Origin of the sequence: Mycobacterium heckeshornense (assembly GCF_016592155.1) — a bacterium.
Taxonomy (GTDB): domain Bacteria; phylum Actinomycetota; class Actinomycetes; order Mycobacteriales; family Mycobacteriaceae; genus Mycobacterium; species Mycobacterium heckeshornense.
In genome coordinates, this window is sequence record NZ_AP024237.1 from 1,044,432 (window position 1) to 1,065,590 (window position 21,159).

Here is a 21,159-nt window from a genome sequence, read left to right on the forward strand (position 1 = left end):
CCGCATGCGGTGGGTGACCTATCGAGCTGACGGTGGCGAGCGCACGGGCGTGCTCTCCGGCGAGGAGATCCACGCGATGCCGCCGGGCGTAAAACTGCTTGACCTCATCGAGCGCGGCGCCGACGCGCTGCGGGTGGCCGGCGAGCAGGCGCTGCGTGGGCCGGCTACAGTGCGTCTCGATGAGGTGACGCTTGCCGCGCCGATTCCGCGCCCGCCGTCGATCCGTGACTGCTTGTGCTTTTTGGATCACATGCGCAATTGCCAGCAGGCAGCCGGTGGCGGCCGGGTGCTCAAAGACGTCTGGTACCGGATTCCTGCGTTCTACTTCGCTTGCCCCACAACTGTTCTCGGTCCATACGACGACGCCCCGATGGCCCCCGGGACCGCCTGGCAGGACTTCGAACTGGAAATCGGTGCGGTCATCGGGACAACCGGCAAGGATCTGTCAGTCGAGCAAGCCGAAGACGCGATCATCGGCTACCTGATTTTCAACGACTGGTCCGCGCGCGACCTGCAGCGATTGGAAGGCCAGCTGGGAATCGGCCAGGCCAAGGGCAAAGACAGCGGGGTTACGCTGGGGCCGTATCTGGTCACATCCGACGAACTCGAACCGTACCGCCGCAACGGCAAACTGAGCCTGGAGGTCACCGCGTCGGTCAACGACACGGTGATCGGCTCCGGGTCGACCGGCACGATGGACTGGACTTTCGGCGAGGTCATCTCCTATGCCTCGCGCGGGGTGACCCTTGTTCCGGGAGATGTGTTCGGTTCGGGCACCGTGCCGACCTGCACGCTGGTCGAGCACCTCACCGACCGGGAGGCGTTCCCGGGCTGGCTGCACGACGGTGACGTGGTCACCCTGCGGGTCCAGGGTCTCGGGGAGACTCGCCAAACGGTGCGCGCCACCCGGTCGCCGCAACGATTGGCGGCGCGACCCAACCCCGACATCAAGCCGGACACGCCGCGCGTCAACCGGGCGCCGGCAAAGGTTCCGTACACCCGAGGGCTGCACCAGGTTGCCGACCGGGTGTGGGCGTGGACCCTGCCGGACGGGGGATACGGCTGGAGCAACGCCGGCCTAGTCGCCGGTGACGGCGCGTCACTACTGGTCGACACGCTGTTCGACCTGCCGCTGACCCGCGAAATGTTGACCGCGATGCGCACCGTCACCGACCACGCGCCCATCACCGACGCGTTGATCACTCACTCCAACGGTGACCACACCCACGGCAACCAGCTGCTGGACGCATCGGTGCGCATCATTGCGGCCAAAGGCACCGCCGAGGAAATCGCCCACGGCGTGGCGCCGGAGATGCTGGCGATGATCCAGACCGCGGATTTCGGTCCCGTCGCGACCCGATATGCGCGAGATCGGTTCGGGCCCTTCGATTTCAGCGGCATCAGGTTGCGCAATGCCGACCAGACCTTCGACGACGAGCTCACCATTGATGTCGGAGGCCGACCAGTGCGGCTGCTGAACCTGGGGCCTGCGCACACCGCTGCCGATAGCGTCGTGCACGTGCCCGACGCCGGCGTGCTGTTCGCCGGTGATCTGCTGTTCATCGGTTGCACGCCGATCGTATGGACCGGGCCGATCGCCAACTGGATCGCGGCCTGTGACTCGATGCTCGCGCTGGATGCACCGACCGTGGTGCCCGGGCACGGACCGGTCACCGATCCCGATGGGATCCGCGCGGTCCGTGGGTATTTCGTCCATATCGCCGAGGCGGCAGAGGCCGCCTATCGCAAGGGATTGTCGTTCGTCGAGGCCGCTGACACCATTGACCTCGGCGAGTACGCGACGTGGTTGGACGCCGAACGCGTCGTCGCCAACGTCTATCGGCGGTACCGCGAACTCGATCCCGACACGCCCCAACTAGAGCTGACGGCGTTGCTGGTCCTGCAGGCCGAGTGGTTGGCGAAGCGCGGCTGATTTAAAACCTCGTCATCCGGCGAACTGGGATCCAACTGCGACTCTTACACTTTCGCAATCACGTTCTCGGCAAACGACTCCAGGTTGCGAATCTTTATGTCGAGTGACTCGGTGTCGGGTCCTTTGGTGTAGGGCAGGCGGAAGCCGACGATGACGTCGGTAACGCCCTTGTCCTGCAGGCGTTTGATCCCGTCGAGGGTAAAGCCGTCGCGAGAGATGACGTGGATCTCGAACGGCCCGCCGTTGCCCACCTCTTCGCGGCACCGCATGAGCCGCGCGATCAACCGGTCGAGGTCGTCCGGATCACCGCCGCCATGCATCCACCCGTCAGCGCGGGCCGCGCGGCGCAGCGCCGCATCGGCGTGCCCACCGACGAGAATCGGGATCGCCCTGGTGGGCGCCGGGGTCATCTTCACCTTCGGGATGTCGTAGAACTCCCCGTGGAACTCGAAATACTCGCCGCTGGTAAGTCCTCGAACGATTTCGATGCATTCGTCGATTCGTTTGCCGCGCTTAGCGAATGGCACACCCATCAGTTCGTAGTCCTCCGGCCAGGGGCTGGTCCCGACGCCCAGGCAAACCCGGTCGCCGATCAAGGCGGCCAATGAACCGGCCTGCTTGGCCACCAGCGCCGGCGGACGGACAGGCAGCTTGAGGACGAAAAAGTTGAACCTCAGGGTGGTCGTCACCGCGCCCAGCGCGGCCGCCAACACGAACGCCTCGATGAACGGTTTGTCGTGGAGAAATTCCCGGCTGCCGTCGGGAGTGTATGGATACTTCGCGCCGGACTCGAAGGGGTAGGCGAGGCTGTCGGGGATGGTCATGGCGGTGTACCCGGCCGCTTCGGCGGCCTTGGCCAACGGGATATAGAACGCCGGGTCGGTCATCGCCTCCGCATAGCTGAACCGCACACCGCCTCCTGGACTCCGGTGGAACAACTCGGCGCCCACATACTAAGCGCGCAAACAGCGAAAGTGGCGAGACGTCGAGATGCCCCGCGCAGGTGCCAACCCCCTGGTTCATGGGCTAGCGCAGACCTCGCATCAGCGGGCTGCGGTAGCGAACGGCGGCATGCCCACGCCGACAATGGTGTGGGTTTGCTGCGGCGTCTCTTCGACGATGCGCGCGGGCGCGCTGCGCTCACCGACAGCCAGCGTGACCGTCCTGGTCCGCTGTAGAAGATCCGCGGGTAAGTTGTCGAAAAGGGTCCCTTGCCAATGGAATTTGCCGTCGATCGGGTTGACATGTCCGGTCAGCCGGACCCGCACCCGCCGGTCGGTGTCGGCGATCCTGAGGGTGGCCGGGCCGTCGTAAGCGTGCTCGTTCAGGCCTGGACTCGACAACAGGTCAAATGCCGACGCCACCCGCTGCCGCGCCGGACGCCGCAGATGGACCCGCTCGTTGAACACCTGCTGGCTGCTGCGGCGCACCTCGATGCGGGCGCTGTCCCGGCGAGCCATCAACCGCAGGCACCCGATGATGTAGCGCGCCTGTGCTTGGTAATCGGGCCCGCTGATCAGGAAATAGTTGGGGAAGCCGTGCACGGCCACACCACGGTAAGGCTCCATGCCGGCTTGCCAGGCCTGCCGGATCGTGATTCCGCGAGTGCCGACCAGCGAGTCGTCGCGAACGTGGTCGGCGATGCGAAAACCGGTGCCGTAGATGATCGCGTCGACGTCGTGGTCGTTTCCGTCACGGGTTCGGACGCCCGAGGCGGTCACGGCGCCGATGGGGTGGCGTACCAGCTGGGCCCGCCGCTGCGGCTTAGCTTGCCGCCCTGGCCACGCATGGCGGCGCAACCAGCGTTGGGCGCGCACGGCGGGCCCGCGCAGGACCGGGATCGGCCGGCGCGGCGGATAGGGGAACACCTCGACTGAGTCCGCCAGCGCGACCAGACGGTCGATGCAGCGGGCCGCGGTGGTGTCGGTGCCGACGACCGCGATGCGCTTGTCGGTCGGGTCGAAATCGCGGTCGCAGGCCGCCGAGTGAAACGACACGCCCCGGAAGTCGTGTCGCCCAGGCAAGTTCGGAATCCATGGGACTAGCAGCGAGCCGGCTGGGGCCAGGACGATCCGGCCGCGGTAGACCTCGCCGTCGTGGGTCTGCAGCGCCCAGGTGTTGGTGTCGTCGTCGAATACCGAACTGATCACCTGCCGGCCCGATTTCAGGTGCTCACGCAACTTGGGCGGGCACGCGATTTCATGGGCCCTCTCCGGGATGGTGAAGTCGGTGAAGCCCGCCTGCAACAGGTTGGTGGCAGCGCACAGGCCGGCTGCACCGGCACCGACGATGACCACGTCGTGACGCAGCTCGGCGGTAGGGGCCGTCGTCGTCACAGAAATCCGCTGCGGGTCCACAGCCGGCGGGCGATCGCGCCCATCAGGCCCACCTCGGTCAAAAACGCCGCCAGCGGGGCAAAGCCGGCTCGCTGGGTCTCGTGACGGTGTGCGCTGTGAAGCGCGGTCCGACGCGCCTGGCGCACGTTCAAACCGGCACGAGCGTAGGGGATCGGATTGGTGAATAGGTAGCGGAAAAACAGGCCACCGAGCCCGTTGACGTTGGCCATGAACCATTTGTTGAGCCTGGGCATTTCGGCCACCCGCTTACGCAGGCCGTCGCGCGCGAACTGGATGTGACGAGCCTCTTCGGTCACGTGAATCCGCATCAGCCGCTGGACCATTGGCTGTAGCTCAGGGTCGTCCATCATCTGCCGTTGCAGCGCGTCGAAGATCTCCTCGCCGATCAGCGCGGCCACCCACAGCATCGCACCGCGGAACACCAGCGGCAGGGCGTTGATGACGATCCGGTGATACAGCCGCGGACGCACCGGCCTGGCCCCGACCCGCTCGATGGCCTTGCCGAACATCACCATATGCCGGGTTTCGTCACCGAGTTCGGTCAACGCATAGTGCGACTCGGACGCCGTCGGGTCCTCATGCATGAGCCTGCGCAGCAGGGCCTGGTTGAGGATGTTCTCGAACCAGATTCCCGCCGAGAGCGTGTTGACGAATTCCTGGCGGGACAGTTCGATGCGCTGCGCGCGTGTCATCTGATCCCACAACGGTGTGCCGTATAGCGACACGGTCTTGGGCGGCAAGTAGAACTTGTCCGGGTCGAGCGGGGCGTCCCAGTCGATGTCGACGACCGGCGCGTAGGACTTCTTCACCGACCCCTTCAGCAGGCGCTGGGAGAACTCTTCGCGACCAGGTGCGCTTGGCTTCACCGAAGTGGTCATGGTGCCGCTTCTCCTCATCGCTCGACTGTGCATCGCATCGTCGTTGCCGGGATGTCTCGACGGTAGAAACCACCGACGCAAAATGTCAATACCTTTGGTATCGGGTACTTCAGGTCTCGCCTACTTGCAGGCGCCGGGTTGGCCGGCTCGGGTAGGCCCCACCCGCATTAAGCTGTGCTCGCAAATGGCCAGTCGGCATATCCACGTCATCGGCATCGGGGCCGGAGACCCCGGATACCTGACGGTCCAAGCCATCGAGGCGCTCAACGACACCCAGGTCTTCTTCGCGATGGACAAGGGTGAGGCAAAGCGCGATCTGGTGGCCTTGCGTCGTGAGATCTGCGCGCGGTTCATCCGCGAGCCGGGTTACCGCTTCGTCGAGTTGCCTGACCCGCCGCGGGCCAAGGACGCCCGCTACCGGGAGGCGGTGTGCGACTGGCATGCGGCACGGGCACGGGTGTGGGCCAGCGCGATCGCCACCGAGCTCGCCCCGGGAGAGGTGGGGGCATTTTTGGCCTGGGGCGACCCGTCGCTGTATGACAGCACCCTGCGCATCCTCGCGGCGGTGGCCGCCGAAACCGACATCAGCTATGACGTGATCCCGGGCATCACCGCCGTGCAGGCACTGACGGCGCGGCACCGCATTCCGCTCAACGACGTCGGTGAACCGGTGTTGATCACCACTGGCCGGCAGCTGCGTGCCCACGGGTTGTCCGGCTCGGCGGTGGTCATGCTCGACGCCGACTGCTCGTTTCGGGTCTGCCCGCCCGATACCCGGATTTGGTGGGGCGCCTATCTGGGCACCGACGACGAGCTACTGCTTTCCGGCACCGTTGCCGAGGTGGGGGAGCGGATCGCGGCGCTGCGCGCCAAGGCCCGCGCCCGGCACGGCTGGATCATGGACACCTATCTAGTGCGCGCCGCCGCCGAGTGATTCAAGCGCGCGGTAGGCCTGCCACGCCTTGGCGATACCGAATTCGGCGACCAGCACAAGCACCGCGCGGACCTGTGCCATGCCGGCGCCGTGACCCAGTGCCGAATCGACGTGCAAGGCAAACGACTCGTCCAGTGTCCCGTTGAGAACGTCGGTGGCGATGGTGCACAGTGCCGCTCGCGGACCGTCAGATCCGGTCGCCCCCACCTGTCGGTGTACTGCCGCTGGACGAAGCCGGCGAATTGGGCGTCCAGGCCGTCGATTTGGTGCAGTGTCGTCGCGTCCACCTCAAGACGGTCACCGTGCTGCGGATCGGGCGCGCCGGTGTCATCGATCTCAGCGAGCGCAATGAGTGCCTCAGCCGCGGTCGGGTATCCGACATACGGCGCAAGGTGGCGCACGGCTTCGCGGATCGAGGCGACGGAAACACCTTGGGACCGAGCCATTTCGACGTGGGTTTTGAGCGCAAAGCCGAGGCTGCGGGCGCACGGGCCGATAGCTGCCGCCTTCATGTGTCGGTTCTTCCCCGGGCCCGTCGCTCGGCAGCTAACCTCACCGGGCTGCTGCGTGGCAGGATCTAACCCATGGGGCTGTTTGTTCTGCGCGCGGCACTGACCGGTTTCGCGCTGTGGGTAGTCACCTTGATCGTGCCCGGGATGAGCTTCGTCGGCGGAGACACCCGACTGCAACGGGTCGGCATCATCTTTGTCGTGGCGGTGATCTTCGGGCTGGTCAACGCATTCATCAAACCGATCGTGCAGATCCTGTCGATCCCGCTCTACATCGTCACGCTGGGCCTGTTTCACATCGTCGTCAACGCGTTCATGCTCTGGATCACGGCGTGGATCACCCGCCACACCACGCACTGGGGGTTGCACATCGACCATTTCTGGTGGACCGCAATCTGGGCGGCGATCGTGTTGTCGATCGTGAGCTGGGTGCTGTCGCTGGCGGTGCGCGACGTCAGCCGCGCCACGCGCGGATGACGGCACACTGGACAGATGCCCGAACTTCCCGAAATCGAAGCGCTGGCGGACCATCTGCGCCGGCACGCGGTCGATTCGACGATCGGCCGGGTCGACGTCGCGGCGTTTTCGGTGCTCAAGACCGTTGATCCGCCCATCACAGCGCTGCATGGCCGGGCCGTCGCCGGAGCCGAGCGGTGGGGCAAATATCTGGGTTTGCGGGTCGAGAATCTGTTTTTGATCGCCCACCTGTCGCGGGCGGGCTGGCTGCGCTGGTCAGACGGTCTGCCCGCCGCGCCGTTGCGCCCGGGCAAGGGACCGATAGCGCTGCGTGTCCACCTGGGCGTGCCCGGTCAGGCACCCGGCTTCGACCTCACCGAGGCCGGTACCCAAAAGCGGCTGGCGGTGTGGGTGGTCGACGATCCCGGCCAGGTGCCGGGCATCGCGGCGCTGGGCCCCGATGCGCTCGAGATCAGCCCTGACGATCTGGCCGGTCTGCTGGCCGGACAGAGCGGCCGGATCAAGACGGTGCTGACCGATCAGAAGGTCATCGCCGGTATCGGCAATGCCTACAGCGACGAAATCCTGCACGCCGCACAGATCTCGCCGTTCGCCACGGCCGCGAAACTCTCACGTGAGCAGGTAGCCACGCTGCACGACGCGATGGTGTCGGTGCTGGGCGACGCCGTCGCTCGTTCGGTCGGTCAACAGGCCGCCACGCTCAAGGGCGAAAAGCGCTCCGGATTGCGAGTGCACGCCCGTACTGGTTTGCCGTGCCCGGTATGCGGGGACACCGTGCGCGAGGTCTCGTTCGCCGACAAGTCGTTTCAGTACTGTCCGACCTGCCAGACCGGCGGCAAGGTGTTGGCCGACCGACGGATGTCGCGACTGCTGAAGTAGCTATGCTTCCCGGGTGACCCGCCAGAAGATCCTCATCACCGGTGCCAGCTCCGGTCTGGGCGCCGGGATGGCGCGACAGTTCGCCCTCAAAGGCCGCGACCTGGCGCTGTGCGCCCGTCGCACCGACCGGCTCGACGAGCTGAAAACCGAGTTGATGCAACAACATCCGAATATCACGGTGGCCGTCGCCGCGCTCGACGTCAATGACCACGAGCAGGTGCCGAAAGTGTTCGCCGAGCTTTCCGAGACGCTCGGCGGCCTCGACCGGATCATCGTCAACGCCGGTATCGGCAAGGGAGCGCCGCTGGGCACGGGCAAGCTGTGGGCCAACAAGGCGACTATCCAGACCAACCTGGTGGCGGCCCTGGTTCAGATCGAAACCGCTCTGGAGATGTTCAAGCAGGCCGGCTCCGGGCATCTGGTGCTCATCTCGTCGGTGCTCGGGGCCAAAGGAGTGCCCGGCGTCAAGGCCGCCTACGCCGCCAGCAAAGCCGGCATCCGCTCGCTGGGGGAATCGCTGCGCGCCGAATACCCGGGTGCCGCGATCAAGGTGTCGGTGATCGAGCCCGGCTACATCGAGTCGGAGATGACTGCCAAATCGGAGTCGACGTTGTTCATGGTGGACAACGAAACCGGTGTGCGGGCTCTGGTCAATGCCATCGAGCGCGAACCGGGCCGGGCCGCGGTGCCGTGGTGGCCGTGGGCGCCGATGGTGCAGCTGATGCGGGTGCTGCCGCCCCGGCTGACCAAGTACTTCGCCTGAGGTTTCGCCGAACGTGTAACCACGGCGAATTTCCGGGCAGGATTTCGCCATGAGTGCACGCTGGGCGCAGCGCTAGCCGGCCCGGCCGCGCTCCAGGCGGTAGCGGCGCACCAGCGCGTCGGTCGAGCTATCCGACTGCCGGTCCGGTGGCGCGTCACCGCTGATCACCGGCAGCAGCGCCTTGGCCTGCGTCTTGCCCAGTTCGACACCCCACTGGTCGAACGAGTCGATGCCCCACACCACGCCCTCGGTGAACACCTGGTGCTCGTAGAGCGCGATCAGCTGTCCCAACACCGACGGGGTCAACCGGGTCGCCAGGATCGACGTGGTGGGCCGGTTGCCAGGCATTACCTTGTGCGGCACCACATCTGGGGGTGTGCCTTCGGCGGCGATCTCCTCGGCGGTCTTGCCGAAGGCCAGCACCTGGGTCTGGGCGAAGAAGTTGCTCATCAACAGATCATGCATGCTGCCCGTGCCATCGGCGTCCGGCAGGTCGTCGAGCGGTTGGGAAAAACCGATGAAATCGGCCGGTACCAGCCGTGTGCCCTGATGGAGCAGCTGGTAGAATGCATGCTGGCCGTTGGTTCCCGGCTCACCCCAATAGATTTCACCGGTATCGGTGGTGACCGGCGAGCCGTCCGCGCGGACCGACTTGCCGTTGGATTCCATGGTCAGCTGCTGCAGGTAGGCGGGGAACCGCGCCATGTCGTTTGAATACGGCAGCACGGCCCGCGACTGTGCGCCAAAGAAATTGGAGTACCACAATCCGATGAGCCCCAGCAAAGCCGGCGCGTTGGACTGCAGCGGTGCGCTCTTGAAATGCTGGTCAACGATGTGGAAACCGGACAGAAAGTCGGCGAACCGTTCTCGGCCCACGGCGGCCATTACCGAAATCCCGATCGCGGAGTCGACCGAATACCGCCCGCCGACCCAGTCCCAGAATCCAAACATGTTGGCGGTGTCGATGCCGAACTCCTCGACCAGCTTCTTGTTCGTCGAGACCGCCACGAAATGCTTGGCCACCGCGGCGTCGCCGAGTGCTTCGGTCAGCCACCGCCGCGCGGCGGTGGCATTGGTGAGCGTTTCCAGCGTGGAAAACGTTTTCGACGAAACAATGAAAAGCGTTGTGGCGGGGTCTAAGTCGGCTAGCTTCGCGGTCAGGTCCGCGGGGTCTACGTTGGACACGAAACGCGCCGAGATGCCGGCGTCGGCGTAGTGGCGCAGTGCCTGATACACCATCACCGGACCGAGGTCCGAGCCGCCGATGCCGATGTTGACCACGCATTCGATACGTTTGCCGGTGGCGCCGGTCCACTCGCCGCTGCGCAGCCGGTCGGTGAAATCACCCATCGCGTCCAGCACCGCGTGCACGTCCTCGACGACGTTTTGGCCGTCGACGATCAGCTCGGCATCGCGCGGCAGGCGCAGCGCGGTGTGCAGCACCGCTCGGTTTTCCGAGGTGTTGATGTGCTTGCCGGCGAACATGTCGTCGCGGCGCTGCTCAAGGCGCGCCGCGCGCGCCAGCTCGACCAGCAGCCTGAGCGTCTCGCGGGTCACGCGGTGTTTGCTGTAGTCGATGTAGAGGTCGCCGACCGTGACCGTGAAATCGCGGCCGCGGTCAGGGTCGTCGGCGAACAGCTGGCGCAGGTGGGTGTCTTTGATCTCGTCGTGATGCCTGCGCAGAGCGTGCCACGCGCTGGTGGCGGAGATGTCAGGAATCTGTTGGACGGAGGTCATGGTTCGACCCTAGTGCGCTTAGGGCGACCGGAAGCGTCGCGGGAGCCGCAGATAGGAGCGAATGGCTTCGCTGTAGGGCCATCGGCCCGCGGCCAGCTGCTCATCGAGATAGCGCTCGAACGGTATGGTGCCCACCGCATGCTCGGGTGTTAGGTTGCCGCCGCTCCGGTAGCCGCGAGAGATGCGACCGGGCAGCGGTAGCGACACCACCGGTCGTCGTTTGCCCACTGCTGCCAGATACCGCCGTGCCAGCTCGGCAATCGGTAGCACCTCGGGTCCGCCCATATCGGCGACCCGTCCGGCGGGACCGTCTAACGCGAGTTCGGCCAGGCGTGCACCTACCTCTCGAACGTCGATCGGCTGCACTCGCCACCCCGCCGGGACCATGAGAATCGGCGGTGTGGCCAGCATCCGCAGCGCAGCAGCGATCAAGTCGTGAAATTGAGTGGCGCGCAGTACCGTCCATGGCAACCCAGAGTCCATGATCAGCTGCTCGTCGGCGAGCTTGCGCCGGTAATAGCCGAGCGGTACTCGGTCGACCCCGACGATCGAAATGAAAACCACATGCGGCTTTCCGGCCGCAAGCGCAGCATCGACGACATGGTGGGCCGGATCGACGCAGTGCACGATCGTGTCGACGCCCCGTATTGCCTCGGCGAGTCCTTCGCCGGTACGGACATCGCCCACCACATGGGGTGTGCGGCCGATCGAACGCAAACCCCGGCTAAGAACGCGTACCTGCGCTCCGGCGTCGAGAAGGCGTTCGCTGACGACGCGCCCGACCGTTCCGGTGCCACCGGTCACCAGGATCAGCTCGGCCACGATGCGGCTGCTCAGGTGGACCCGCCGTTGTGTCCGCCGGCGGGCGGCACGGTCCCTAGCCTGGGGATCATCGACCGACACAACCGGGCAATACCGGCTGTTCTCATGCGTCAGCCCGCCTGCTACTCGCGGCTAGTGCCCGAGGCGACCGCGGCCCATCCGAAGCAGCAGCATGGCCAGATCTTTGCCGTCGGGACCAAGCTCGCTATAGCGCTCGATGACCTTCATTTCACGGCTGTGCACCAGCCGGGTGCCGCCGGAGGCCATCCGCAGCTTGCCGATCTCGCGGGATATCTCGGTGCGGCGTTTGACTGCGGCGAGGATCTCGGCGTCGAGCCGGTCGATTTCGCACCGCAGCTCATCGATGTCGGGAAGTTGTTCGGTTTCCATGGGTTTGGTCTCCGCATTCGGGTTGTGTGGGGGTCTTGGTTTCATCCGGTATCGGGCCTCACACAACAGACGAGCCCCGGACGCGAACCGCGGGGCTCTGGAAGGCAGCTAAGCCACAGGCACCGCTGGCCGGTACCCGTAGAGAAATCGGCGACGCGACTCTTGGGTCAACCAACGTCTACGAAGCTGCGGTCTGAGCACGGATCGAGTGTGCCACTAACGGTCGCGCCAGCGCAAAAACTGTCGGCGAACGGCGGTAAGTTTGGGTCGACATGCGTGCCGGCGACGATGCGGACAATAGCGATGAGGAGGAGCGACGCATATCGCGCGCCGGCGACGATGTGGAGAATAGCGATGAGGAGGAGCCGCGCATATTGAGCGTGCATGTGACCGATGCCAAGCCCGCGTCTGAAGCAGAACAACTCCTCGACGGGCTCAACCCGCAGCAGCGCCAGGCCGTTTTGCACGAGGGGTCGCCGCTGCTGATCGTCGCCGGCGCAGGCTCGGGCAAGACGGCGGTACTGACCCGCCGCATCGCCTACCTGATGGCCGCGCGCGACGTCGGCGCCGGGCAGATACTGGCGATCACTTTCACCAACAAGGCGGCCGCCGAGATGCGCGACCGCGTGGTGCAGCTCGTCGGACCGCGCGCGCGATCAATGTGGGTGTCGACGTTTCACTCGATGTGCGTGCGGATCTTGCGCAATCATGCCTCGCTCATTGCGGGCTTGAATTCCAACTTTTCGATCTATGACGCCGACGATTCCCGACGCCTGCTGCAGATGGTCGGCAGGGATATGGGCCTCGACATCAAGCGGTACTCGCCGCGTCTGCTGGCCAACCGCATCTCCCACCTGAAGAACGAGCTGATCGACACCGAAAAAGCAGCGGCGAGCGTGTCCGACGGCGCCGACGAGCTCGCCCGTACGGTCGCCGCTGTATACGCCGAATATCAGCGGCGGCTGCGCGCGGCCAATGCGCTGGACTTCGATGATTTGATTTCAGAGACCGTTTGGGTATTGCAGACGTTTCCGCAGATCGCCCAGCATTACCGGCGCCGGTTCCGGCACATTCTGGTCGACGAGTACCAGGACACCAACCACGCCCAGTATGTCCTGGTGCGGGAATTGGTCGGTCGTGATGTGGAAGACGAAGTCCCGCCCGGTGAGTTATGTGTGGTCGGTGACGCCGACCAGTCGATCTACGCGTTCCGCGGTGCCACCATCCGCAACATCGAAGACTTCGAACGCGACTACCCGGACGCCACAACGATTCTGCTGGAACAGAATTACCGCTCCACCCAAAACATTCTGTCTGCGGCCAACTCGGTCATCGCACGCAACTCCGGGCGGCGCGACAAACGCCTGTGGACCGATGCCGGAGCCGGCGAACTGATCGTCGGCTACGTCGCCGACAACGAGCACGATGAGGCGAGGTTTGTCGCCGAGGAGATCGACACGCTCGTCGAGCGTGGCGAGATCACCTATCAGGATGTGGCCGTCTTCTACCGCACGAACAACTCATCGCGGTCTTTGGAAGAAGTGTTCATCCGCGCTGGCATCCCCTACAAGGTCGTTGGGGGAGTGCGGTTTTACGAGCGCAAAGAGATCCGCGACATCGTCGCTTACCTGCGGGTTCTGGATAACCCGGGAGACGCGGTCAGTCTTCGGCGCATCCTCAACACCCCGCGGCGCGGCATCGGTGATCGGGCCGAGGCCTGTGTAGCGGTGTACGCCGAGAACACCGGCGTCAGCTTTGCCGACGCGCTGGTCGCCGCGGCCGAGGGCAAGGTTCCGATGTTGAACTCCCGCTCGGCCAAAGCGATCTCGGGGTTCGTCGAGCTGCTCGACGATCTGCGGGGTCGTCTCGATGACGACCTCGGTGAGCTGGTGGAGGTCGTGCTAGATAGGACGGGGTATCGCGCCGAACTCGAGTCCTCCAGTGATCCACAGGATTTGGCAAGACTTGACAACCTCAACGAACTTGTAAGTGTCGCACACGAATTCAGCATTGACCGGGCCAACGCCGCCACGTTCGAAGAGTCTTTACACACTCCCGAAGACGAAGACGTGCCCCACACCGGTGTGCTGGCGGAGTTCCTTGAGCGGGTGTCGCTGGTAGCCGAGGCCGACGAGATCCCCGAGCAGAATTCAGGTGTTGTCACCCTGATGACCCTGCACACCGCGAAGGGCTTGGAGTTCCCGGTGGTGTTCGTGACGGGTTGGGAGGACGGGATGTTCCCGCACATGCGCGCGCTGGACGATCCGCGCGAGCTCTCCGAGGAACGCCGGCTGGCTTACGTCGGCATCACCCGGGCCCGCCAACGACTCTATGTGAGCCGCGCCAAGGTCCGCTCGTCGTGGGGCCAGCCGGTGCTGAATCCGGAATCGCGGTTTTTGCGGGAAATCCCGCCAGAACTCATCGACTGGCGGCGCAGCGAGCCGGCGCCGTCGGTCAGCGCCCCGGTGACCGGCGCCGGTCGATTCGGCGCCCCCCGCCCGTCGCCGGCTCGCTCGGCGGCCGGCAGGCGCCCACTGTTGGTGCTTCAACCGGGCGACAGGGTTTCGCACGACAAGTACGGGCTGGGCCGGGTGGAGGAAGTCTCCGGGGCCGGCGAATCGGCGATGTCACTGATCGATTTCGGCAGTTCCGGCCGGGTCAAGCTGATGCACAACCACGCCCCGCTGACCAAGCTGTAGCGGTGTTCTAATCGATGAGCCAGCGCCTGGTTTGCGGGTGCAGTGCGAGCACCGCGCTGGCCACCGGCAACACCGGAAGCGTGTGCACGATCCAGGCGACCCGGGCACCCGCGATGAAGATGCCCCCATAGGTCAGCAACGCCACCACCGCCCCGGCCACAATGAGGTAGCGGCCCAGGCTGCGGCGCTGCAACAGCAGAATCACGCCCGCGACCGTGGCCAGGGCGAATACCAACGCCAAAAATCCCACCGCAACGCAAAACAGACGGTCGGTTCGCCACCAGCCGGCAATCAGGTCGGTGGCAACCACCGCCGTGGCCCAGCCGGAGACGAAGCTGACGGCGGAGGCGGCGACGGCTGTGGCGGCGCTGGCTTGCGAGCTGTCAGCACCGACCGCGCCGTAGCCGCCGGGCCGAGCCGGGTGCACCGCACCCTCCAAGGGGGCCGGCCGCCGCGGGATCTGGGTGGTCTGGAACTGCTGGGTGATCGGAGGCAGCGGCGTGGTCGGTGCACGCCGGATAATGCGGGTTCGCGGTTCGTCTTGCTGCGATGACGCTGCGGACCCGGCTGAGGCGTTGTCGTCGGCGGATGCTGTCGTCTCAAAGCCTTTCTGCCGTCGGTCGGTGAGTCGCTATCCAGGTTATCCAGAAGTGCCAATGCTCAACCCACCACCGCGGCCCGGGCCAGGTCCCGCCGGCTGCCGGGCTCGGCCTGGCCGCTCGGTCAGCCCGCGTAATTGCCGACGCTGAGGCCCCGCTGGGCCAGCCATGGCACCGGGTCGACGCGTGTGGTGCCGCCGAGAAGCACCTCGAAATGCAGATGCGGGCCGGTGGAATTGCCGCGGTTGCCCATGGTGGCGATCTGATCGCCCGCCAGCACGCGCTGGCCGACGCTGACCAGCGTGCTGTTGACGTGACCGTAGAGCGTGACGGTTCCGTCGGCGTGGCGCAGCTTGACCCACATCCCGTAGCCGGCGGTCGGGCCGGCGTCGATGACCACACCGTCGGACACCGCCAGGATCGGGGTGCCGATCGAGTTGGCGATGTCGATGCCGGCGTGCAGCACCCCCCAGCGGTATCCGAAGCTGGACGTGAAGATGCCTTTGGTCGGCATGACAAACAGTGGCTGCTGGAGCCGGGCCTCGCGTTGGGCGCGCTCCTGGGCGAAGGCGACTCCTTTGGCGAGCTCCTCGTTGTGCACGGCGATGTTGGCGGCCGGCTTTACGGTGATCATCTGCATCCCGCGCGCCGACGCAGTCGTCGCCCCGCCGTTGATGGGTGACGCGTCGGCGGCCAGCACCGTCTCGGTCTTGGCGGCGTTGGACGGGTGGGTTGCCGAATGCGCCGCCGCGGCCGCGGCGCCCGCCGCCATCGCCGTGATCAGGACGCGGCCGCGCACCGCACTGCTCGTCGGCTTGCGATGCTGGCCACGTCGCCACGGGATGGCGGTGGTGTCCGCCTCGTCGTCGGGCTCGTCAAGCCCGTCGGTCACGAGGTGCGGATAGGGGTCGTCTGCGCTGCGCTCCATGCCGGGATCAGGCTCGCCGGGAGCGGCCAGCCACAGCGGGGTCAGATTGTCGGTGTCATGCAGGTCGTCCAGTTCGGGTGCCCGCAGGACCTGCACCTCGCTGTCGAAGGTGGAGTTGTCGCTGAAGTCCAGATCGTCGAGGCTGCCGAACTCGTTGAAAGGGATGATGTCGGTGACCTCGTTGGAGTCGAGGTCTGGCCAGCGGTCAGTGGATCCACGAGGGGCTCCGGCTGCAGGAGACCGGGCAAAACGATGCTGGGTCAACCTGGAAAGTCCTCGGGTCGTAACCAAAGCGTTATCTGGACCCTGAGACGTTAACCACTTTCGGACATAAGTGGCAACCGATGCCGAAAATCCGGCCGGGATTGTGATCTGAATCACTCGATGCGCGCGGTGACCTGCACCACATCGGCGGATGCGGCGTCAGAGCGCTTCGGCCGTGTCGATACAGTTCCCCGCAGGCGTGGTGCGCTACCACAGCCCGACGAGGTATCGGCCGACACAGACAGTGAGCCAATGGATCTTTTCGAGTATCAGGCGAAGGAGTTATTCGCCAAACACAACGTGCCCACCACCCCGGGGCGGGTGACCGACAGCGCCGATGACGCCAAGGCGATCGCCGAGGAGATCGGTCGTCCGGTGATGGTCAAAGCGCAGGTCAAGACGGGCGGACGCGGCAAGGCTGGCGGCGTGAAGTACGCCGCCACCCCCGAGGACGCCTACCGCCATGCCAACAACATCCTCGGCCTGGATATCAAGGGCCACATCGTGAAGAAATTGCTGGTCTCCGAGGCCAGCGACATCGCTGAGGAGTACTACATCTCCTTCCTGCTTGACCGCGCCAACCGCACCTACCTGGCGATGTGCTCGGTGGAGGGCGGCATGGAGATCGAAGAGGTCGCCGCCACCAAACCCGAGCGGCTGGCAAAGGTTCCGGTTAGCGCAGTCAACGGTGTCGACCTGGAGTTTGCCCGGTCCATCGCCGAGCAGGGTCATCTGCCGAGCGAGGTGCTTGACGCCGCGGCGGTCACGATTCACAAGCTCTGGGAGCTGTTCGTCGCCGAAGACGCCACCCTCGTCGAGGTCAACCCGTTGGTGCGCACCCCCGACAATCAGATCCTGGCGCTGGACGCCAAGATCACCCTCGACGCCAATGCGGCCTTCCGCCAGCCGGGTCACGTCGAGTTCGAGGACCGTGATGCCACCGATCCACTCGAGCTGAAAGCCAAGGAGAACAACCTCAACTACGTCAAGCTTGACGGGCAGGTCGGCATCATCGGCAACGGCGCTGGTTTGGTGATGTCGACCCTTGACGTCGTGGCCTACGCCGGGGAAAAACACGGCGGGGTCAAACCGGCGAACTTCCTCGACATCGGTGGCGGCGCGTCCGCCGAGGTGATGGCCGCCGGCCTTGACGTGGTCCTGGGCGACCAGCAGGTCAAGAGCGTGTTCGTCAACGTGTTCGGCGGCATCACCGCGTGTGACGCGGTCGCGACCGGCATCGTCACGGCGCTGCGGATGCTCGGCGACGCGGCCACCAAGCCGCTGGTTGTCCGGCTGGACGGCAACAACGTCGACGAGGGCCGGCGCATCCTGGCCGAAGCCAACCACCCGCTGGTCACGTTGGTACCCACCATGGACGAGGCCGCCGACAAGGCCGCCGAGTTGGCGAGCGCCTGACGTGGCGATCGCAAGCGCGGCGAAGCCGGGTGCAGCCGGTCGCCACTAGAGGAAGGACTTGTAACAAATGGCAATCTTTTTGACCAAGGACAACAAGGTCATCGTCCAGGGCATCACCGGCAGCGAGGCCACCATCCACACCGCTCGGATGCTGAAGGCGGGCACCCAGATCGTCGGCGGCGTCAACGCCCGCAAGGCCGGCACCACCGTCACCCATACGAACAAAGACGGCAAGGGCGTCGATTTACCGGTTTTCGGCAGTGTCGCGGAGGCGATGAAGGAGACCGGTGCCGACGTGTCGATCATCTTCGTGCCGCCGAGGTTCGCCAAAGACGCCATTATCGAGGCGATCGACGCCGAAATCCCGCTGCTGGTCGTCATCACCGAGGGAATCCCGGTGCAGGACACCGCCTATGCGTGGGCCTACAACGTCGAAAAAGGTGGAGCACAGGGTCCGCTTATCCGCATCATCGGCCCGAACTGTCCCGGCATCATCAGCCCCGGCCAGTCGCTGGTCGGCATCACCCCGGCCAATATCACCGGACCCGGCCCGATCGGTCTGGTGTCCAAGTCCGGCACGCTGACCTACCAGATGATGTACGAACTGCGCGATCTGGGCTTTTCCACCTCGATCGGCATCGGCGGCGACCCGGTGATCGGCACCACCCACATCGACGCCATCGAAGCGTTCGAGAAGGACCCGGAAACCAAGATCATCGTGATGATCGGCGAGATCGGCGGCGACGCCGAGGAACGCGCGGCCGACTACATCAAGGCCAACGTCTCCAAGCCGGTCATCGGCTACGTCGCCGGGTTCACCGCGCCCGAAGGAAAAACCATGGGTCATGCCGGGGCGATCGTGTCCGGCTCGTCGGGCACTGCCGCCGCCAAGAAGGACGCGCTCGAGGCAGCCGGCGTCAAAGTGGGCAAGACCCCGTCGGAGACCGCGGCGCTGGCCCGCAAGATCCTGCAGAGCCTGTGACCCCCTGCCGGCGACGATGCAGAGCGAAGCGATGAGGAGGAGGAACGGCGCCGTTGAGGCTGGATCCGCACACGCCCGTCGTCGTCGGCGTAGGGCAGGCCGCTGAGCGGATCGACGATCCGTACTACCGCGCGATGTCGGCGGTCGAGCTGGCAACTGCCGCGGCGCGTGCCGCGCTCGAGGACTGCGGCGCCGACGCCGCCAAGGTGGCCGCGGCGATCGACACCGTGGCCGGCGTGCGGCAATTCGAGATTTCCGGGCCGGCGCAAGCGGTTTTGGGCAAGTCCAACAACTATCCGCGGTCGGTGGCGCGGCGTATCGACGCCGATCCCGGCCGCGCCATCTTGGAGATCGTCGGTGGTCAGGGTCCGCAGCACCTGATCAACGAGCTTGCCGGCGAAATCGCCAGGGGGCGTAGCGAAGTTACGCTGATCTTCGGCTCCGATGCCACCTCGACCACCCGCTATTTCGCCGGATCGGACAACCGGCCGGACTTTTCCGAGACGGTCGAGGGCTCGCTCGAAGACCGCGGCCATGGGCTGGAAGGGCTTATCAGTCGCTACACGGTCATCCACGGCTTGGTCGATGCCCCAACGCAATACGCGCTGCTGGAAAATGCCCGGCGGGCCGGGACGGGTCTGGGCCCGGCCGAGTATTTGCGCTCGATGGGCGAGCTGTTCGCGCCGTTTACCAAGGTGGCCGCGGGCAATCCGTTCGCGGCTGCGCCGGTCGAACGTAGTGTCGAGGAGCTGATCACCGTCACCGAAAGCAACCGGATGATTGCCGAGCCCTACCCACGGCTGCTGGTTGCGCGAGACCAGGTGAACCAGGGGGCGGCCGCACTGCTGATGTCGGTGGGAGCCGCGCAGCGGCTGGGTGTGCCACAGGAGAACTGGGTATATCTGCACGGGTACGCCGATCTGGCGGAGCAGAGTCTGCTGGACCGCCCCGACCTGGGACACGCGCCGTCGGCGGTGCTGGCGGTGCGCGAGGCGCTGAGAGTGGCCGGTATCGGCATCGACGACGTGGCCACCTTCGACCTGTACAGTTGTTTCCCGGTCGCGGTGTTCAACATCTGCGACGGCATGGGCATCGCGCCGGACGATCCGAGAGGGCTGACCCTCACCGGTGGGCTGCCGTTTTTCGGGGGTGCCGGCAACAACTATTCGATGCACGGTGTGGCCGAGACAGTTGTGCGGATGCGAAGTGCGCCAGGGCAATTCGGTCTTGTCGGTGCCAACGGCGGGATCATGAGCAAGTACTCGGTCGGGGTGTACTCCACCACGCCGGTGGAGTGGAAGCCGGACCGCAGTGCGCAGCTGCAGGCGGAGATCGACGCATGGCCTAAGGTGGCGGTGACCGAACATCCCGACGGTGGCGGTGTCGTCGAGACCTACACGGTCCGTCGGGACAACGGGCGGCTGACGGGGATCATCGTCGGACGGCTCGACGCCGATGAGACCAGGTTTCTGGCGACCACCGAAGACGAGGGTTTGATCGCGTTGCTCACCGATGGCGACCCTCTGGGACAACCGATTTCAGTGCGCTCGTTGGAGTACGGCAACCGCTGTCGGCTCTAGGCGAACACCCGCAAAGGCCCTTTTCCGTCGGCGCATCCGGTGCTGCGCGCCTACTCGCGCTAGACGGCTGCGGCGAGCTTGCCGGCCAAGCGTTCGATGTAGGCGGCCACTTCCTGCTCGGATCGGTCGGGCAACCCGAAAAGCACTTCGGTGACGCCCAATTCAGCCCAGTGCGCCAGCTTTTCAGGCACCGGCTTGAAATCCAGGGCCACAATCCGCGGTGCGCCCTGGCGTCCGGCGCTCGCCCAAACGTCGTGCAATAGCTTGACCGGCTCGTCGATGTCGACGTCGCGGGGAGTGGTGATCCAGCCGTCGGCGCTGCGGGCAATCCATTTGAAGTTCTTCTCGGTGCCCGCGGCGCCCACCAATACCGGGATGTGCTGCTGGACCGGTTTGGGCCAAGCCCAGCTGGGTCCAAACTGGACGAATTCGCCCTCGTAGGCGGCTTCTTCTTGGGTCCACAACGCTCTCATCGCCTCGATGTACTCTCGCAGCATTGTGCGCCTGCGCCCGGATGGGACGCCGTGGTCGGCGAGTTCGTCAGTGTTCCAACCGAATCCGACGCCGAGGCTTACCCGGCCACCCGACAGATGGTCGAGGGTGGCGATGGATTTCGCCAACGTGATCGGGTCGTGCTCGACGGGCAGTGCCACCGCGGTGGCCAGGCGCACCCGGGAGGTGACTGCACACGCCGTACCCAGGCTCACCCATGGATCCAGGGTGCGCATGTACCGGTCGTCGGGAAGCGACGCGTCGCCGGTGGTTGGATGCGCGGCCTGCCGCTTGACCGGAATATGCGTGTGCTCGGGTACGTAGAAGGTGTCAAAGCCGTGGTCTTCGGCAAGGCGGGCGGCCGCCGCCGGGGTGATGCCACGGTCGCTGGTGAAAAGCACAAGCCCGTAATCCATGCCGAGAATTAGAACGTGTTCACCCACCGCGAGCAAGCGGCACCGATGCACGGTGCGAAGACACGCCGGTCGCCGCGACACCCCCACCGCCAGGTGCGCTAGCG

Annotated in this window: 19 protein-coding genes and 2 pseudogenes; 10 read left to right on the forward strand and 11 right to left on the reverse strand. The window is 65.5% G+C overall.

The genetic code is table 11. From position 1 onward, the window contains the following. Window positions 1-4 precede the first annotated feature (4 nt). Entirely contained in the window at window positions 5-1,933 is a 1,929-nt protein-coding gene (locus MHEC_RS05085; protein ID WP_048889985.1) for a fumarylacetoacetate hydrolase family protein, read from the forward strand. A 44-nt stretch (window positions 1,934-1,977) separates the two neighbouring features. Here MHEC_RS05085 and MHEC_RS05090 read toward each other — a convergent pair whose 3' ends face one another. From MHEC_RS05090 to MHEC_RS05100, 3 genes are all read right to left on the reverse strand, one after another. Further along, window positions 1,978-2,844, reverse strand: a complete 867-nt coding sequence (locus tag MHEC_RS05090) for an LLM class flavin-dependent oxidoreductase (protein WP_048889984.1) — start codon at window positions 2,842-2,844, stop codon at window positions 1,978-1,980. A gap of 132 nt (window positions 2,845-2,976) precedes the next feature. Then, window positions 2,977-4,269 carry a DUF4873 domain-containing protein gene (locus tag MHEC_RS05095; RefSeq protein ID WP_082169586.1) on the reverse strand — a complete coding sequence of 431 codons (1,293 nt, stop codon included), beginning with the start codon at window positions 4,267-4,269 and terminating at the stop codon, window positions 2,977-2,979. Further along, entirely contained in the window at window positions 4,266-5,168 is a 903-nt protein-coding gene (locus tag MHEC_RS05100; protein WP_048889983.1) for an AurF N-oxygenase family protein, read from the reverse strand. The genes MHEC_RS05095 and MHEC_RS05100 overlap by 4 nt, the downstream gene beginning before the upstream one ends. A gap of 184 nt (window positions 5,169-5,352) precedes the next feature. Between MHEC_RS05100 and cobF the strand changes: the two genes are divergently transcribed. Next, window positions 5,353-6,102: a precorrin-6A synthase (deacetylating) gene (gene cobF, locus MHEC_RS05105; RefSeq protein WP_048889982.1), complete on the forward strand. Its 750-nt coding sequence runs from the start codon at window positions 5,353-5,355 to the stop codon at window positions 6,100-6,102. Here the strand turns inward: cobF and MHEC_RS23955 are convergent. Both MHEC_RS23955 and MHEC_RS24945 read right to left on the reverse strand, forming a co-directional pair. Then, window positions 6,079-6,309 (reverse strand): hypothetical protein, encoded by a 231-nt coding sequence (locus tag MHEC_RS23955; protein WP_053093964.1) that lies wholly within the window; start codon window positions 6,307-6,309, stop codon window positions 6,079-6,081. The two genes, cobF and MHEC_RS23955, sit on opposite strands and share 24 nt — an antisense overlap. Window positions 6,310-6,497: 188 nt before the next feature. Next, window positions 6,498-6,614, reverse strand: a pseudogene (locus tag MHEC_RS24945) (hypothetical protein); the annotation flags it as partial. Between the two features lie 72 nt (window positions 6,615-6,686). On the opposite strand from MHEC_RS24945, the gene MHEC_RS05115 reads away from it, so the two are divergent. The 4 genes and pseudogenes from MHEC_RS05115 to MHEC_RS05125 all read left to right on the forward strand — a co-directional run bounded on the left by MHEC_RS05115 (window position 6,687) and on the right by MHEC_RS05125 (window position 8,730). After that, window positions 6,687-7,088, forward strand: a complete 402-nt coding sequence (locus tag MHEC_RS05115) for a phage holin family protein (protein WP_048889981.1) — start codon at window positions 6,687-6,689, stop codon at window positions 7,086-7,088. Window positions 7,089-7,103: 15 nt separating this feature from the next. After that, window positions 7,104-7,346 (forward strand): annotated as a pseudogene (locus tag MHEC_RS23965) (DNA-formamidopyrimidine glycosylase family protein); the annotation flags it as partial. A 153-nt stretch (window positions 7,347-7,499) separates the two neighbouring features. Next, window positions 7,500-7,967, forward strand: coding sequence for a zinc finger domain-containing protein (locus tag MHEC_RS23970; protein ID WP_235434735.1), 468 nt, complete (start codon window positions 7,500-7,502; stop codon window positions 7,965-7,967). Window positions 7,968-7,980: 13 nt separating this feature from the next. Next, window positions 7,981-8,730, forward strand: a complete 750-nt coding sequence (locus tag MHEC_RS05125; RefSeq protein WP_048889979.1) for an SDR family oxidoreductase — start codon at window positions 7,981-7,983, stop codon at window positions 8,728-8,730. 72 nt (window positions 8,731-8,802) lie between these two features. Here MHEC_RS05125 and pgi read toward each other — a convergent pair whose 3' ends face one another. The 3 genes from pgi to MHEC_RS05140 form a co-directional block, all read right to left on the reverse strand. Continuing rightward, the gene (gene pgi, locus MHEC_RS05130) at window positions 8,803-10,467 is read right to left on the reverse strand and encodes a glucose-6-phosphate isomerase (protein WP_048889978.1); all 1,665 of its coding nucleotides are present in this window, start codon (window positions 10,465-10,467) and stop codon (window positions 8,803-8,805) included. Window positions 10,468-10,485: 18 nt separating this feature from the next. Then, window positions 10,486-11,289, reverse strand: coding sequence for an SDR family oxidoreductase (locus tag MHEC_RS05135; protein WP_048890156.1), 804 nt, complete (start codon window positions 11,287-11,289; stop codon window positions 10,486-10,488). 132 nt (window positions 11,290-11,421) lie between these two features. Then, the gene (locus MHEC_RS05140; RefSeq protein ID WP_048889977.1) at window positions 11,422-11,724 is read right to left on the reverse strand and encodes a chorismate mutase; all 303 of its coding nucleotides are present in this window, start codon (window positions 11,722-11,724) and stop codon (window positions 11,422-11,424) included. Window positions 11,725-12,053: 329 nt separating this feature from the next. Between MHEC_RS05140 and pcrA the strand changes: the two genes are divergently transcribed. Beyond that, a complete protein-coding gene (pcrA, locus tag MHEC_RS05145) occupies window positions 12,054-14,378 on the forward strand; it encodes a DNA helicase PcrA (protein ID WP_048890155.1) in 2,325 nt (774 codons plus the stop codon). A gap of 7 nt (window positions 14,379-14,385) precedes the next feature. On the opposite strand, the gene MHEC_RS23975 is transcribed toward pcrA, so the two are convergent. Then, window positions 14,386-14,805 (reverse strand): hypothetical protein, encoded by a 420-nt coding sequence (locus MHEC_RS23975; protein WP_048889976.1) that lies wholly within the window; start codon window positions 14,803-14,805, stop codon window positions 14,386-14,388. Between the two features lie 296 nt (window positions 14,806-15,101). Beyond that, window positions 15,102-16,169: a M23 family metallopeptidase gene (locus MHEC_RS05155; protein WP_048889975.1), complete on the reverse strand. Its 1,068-nt coding sequence runs from the start codon at window positions 16,167-16,169 to the stop codon at window positions 15,102-15,104. Window positions 16,170-16,421: 252 nt separating this feature from the next. Between MHEC_RS05155 and sucC the strand changes: the two genes are divergently transcribed. The 3 genes from sucC to MHEC_RS05170 all read left to right on the forward strand — a co-directional run bounded on the left by sucC (window position 16,422) and on the right by MHEC_RS05170 (window position 20,147). Further along, window positions 16,422-17,585, forward strand: a complete 1,164-nt coding sequence (gene sucC, locus MHEC_RS05160; RefSeq protein WP_048889974.1) for an ADP-forming succinate--CoA ligase subunit beta — start codon at window positions 16,422-16,424, stop codon at window positions 17,583-17,585. A gap of 67 nt (window positions 17,586-17,652) precedes the next feature. After that, entirely contained in the window at window positions 17,653-18,567 is a 915-nt protein-coding gene (gene sucD, locus MHEC_RS05165; RefSeq protein WP_048889973.1) for a succinate--CoA ligase subunit alpha, read from the forward strand. A 53-nt stretch (window positions 18,568-18,620) separates the two neighbouring features. Beyond that, window positions 18,621-20,147 (forward strand): acetyl-CoA acetyltransferase, encoded by a 1,527-nt coding sequence (locus MHEC_RS05170; RefSeq protein WP_048889972.1) that lies wholly within the window; start codon window positions 18,621-18,623, stop codon window positions 20,145-20,147. A gap of 59 nt (window positions 20,148-20,206) precedes the next feature. On the opposite strand, the gene MHEC_RS05175 is transcribed toward MHEC_RS05170, so the two are convergent. Further along, the gene (locus MHEC_RS05175; RefSeq protein WP_048890154.1) at window positions 20,207-21,055 is read right to left on the reverse strand and encodes an LLM class F420-dependent oxidoreductase; all 849 of its coding nucleotides are present in this window, start codon (window positions 21,053-21,055) and stop codon (window positions 20,207-20,209) included. Window positions 21,056-21,159 lie beyond the last annotated feature (104 nt).

What these genes read in the sequence shown, in the direction of transcription:
- MHEC_RS05085 (WP_048889985.1), top strand. Translation starts at nt 5, where the DNA reads ATGCGGTGGGTGACCTATCGAGCTGACGGTGGCGAGCGCACGGGCGTG.
- MHEC_RS05100 (WP_048889983.1), bottom strand. Translation starts at nt 5,168, where the DNA reads ATGACCACTTCGGTGAAGCCAAGCGCACCTGGTCGCGAAGAGTTCTCC.
- cobF (WP_048889982.1), top strand. Translation starts at nt 5,353, where the DNA reads ATGGCCAGTCGGCATATCCACGTCATCGGCATCGGGGCCGGAGACCCC.
- MHEC_RS05115 (WP_048889981.1), top strand. Translation starts at nt 6,687, where the DNA reads ATGGGGCTGTTTGTTCTGCGCGCGGCACTGACCGGTTTCGCGCTGTGG.
- pgi (WP_048889978.1), bottom strand. Translation starts at nt 10,467, where the DNA reads ATGACCTCCGTCCAACAGATTCCTGACATCTCCGCCACCAGCGCGTGG.
- MHEC_RS05140 (WP_048889977.1), bottom strand. Translation starts at nt 11,724, where the DNA reads ATGAAACCAAGACCCCCACACAACCCGAATGCGGAGACCAAACCCATG.
- sucC (WP_048889974.1), top strand. Translation starts at nt 16,422, where the DNA reads ATGGATCTTTTCGAGTATCAGGCGAAGGAGTTATTCGCCAAACACAAC.
- sucD (WP_048889973.1), top strand. Translation starts at nt 17,653, where the DNA reads ATGGCAATCTTTTTGACCAAGGACAACAAGGTCATCGTCCAGGGCATC.
- MHEC_RS05175 (WP_048890154.1), bottom strand. Translation starts at nt 21,055, where the DNA reads ATGGATTACGGGCTTGTGCTTTTCACCAGCGACCGTGGCATCACCCCG.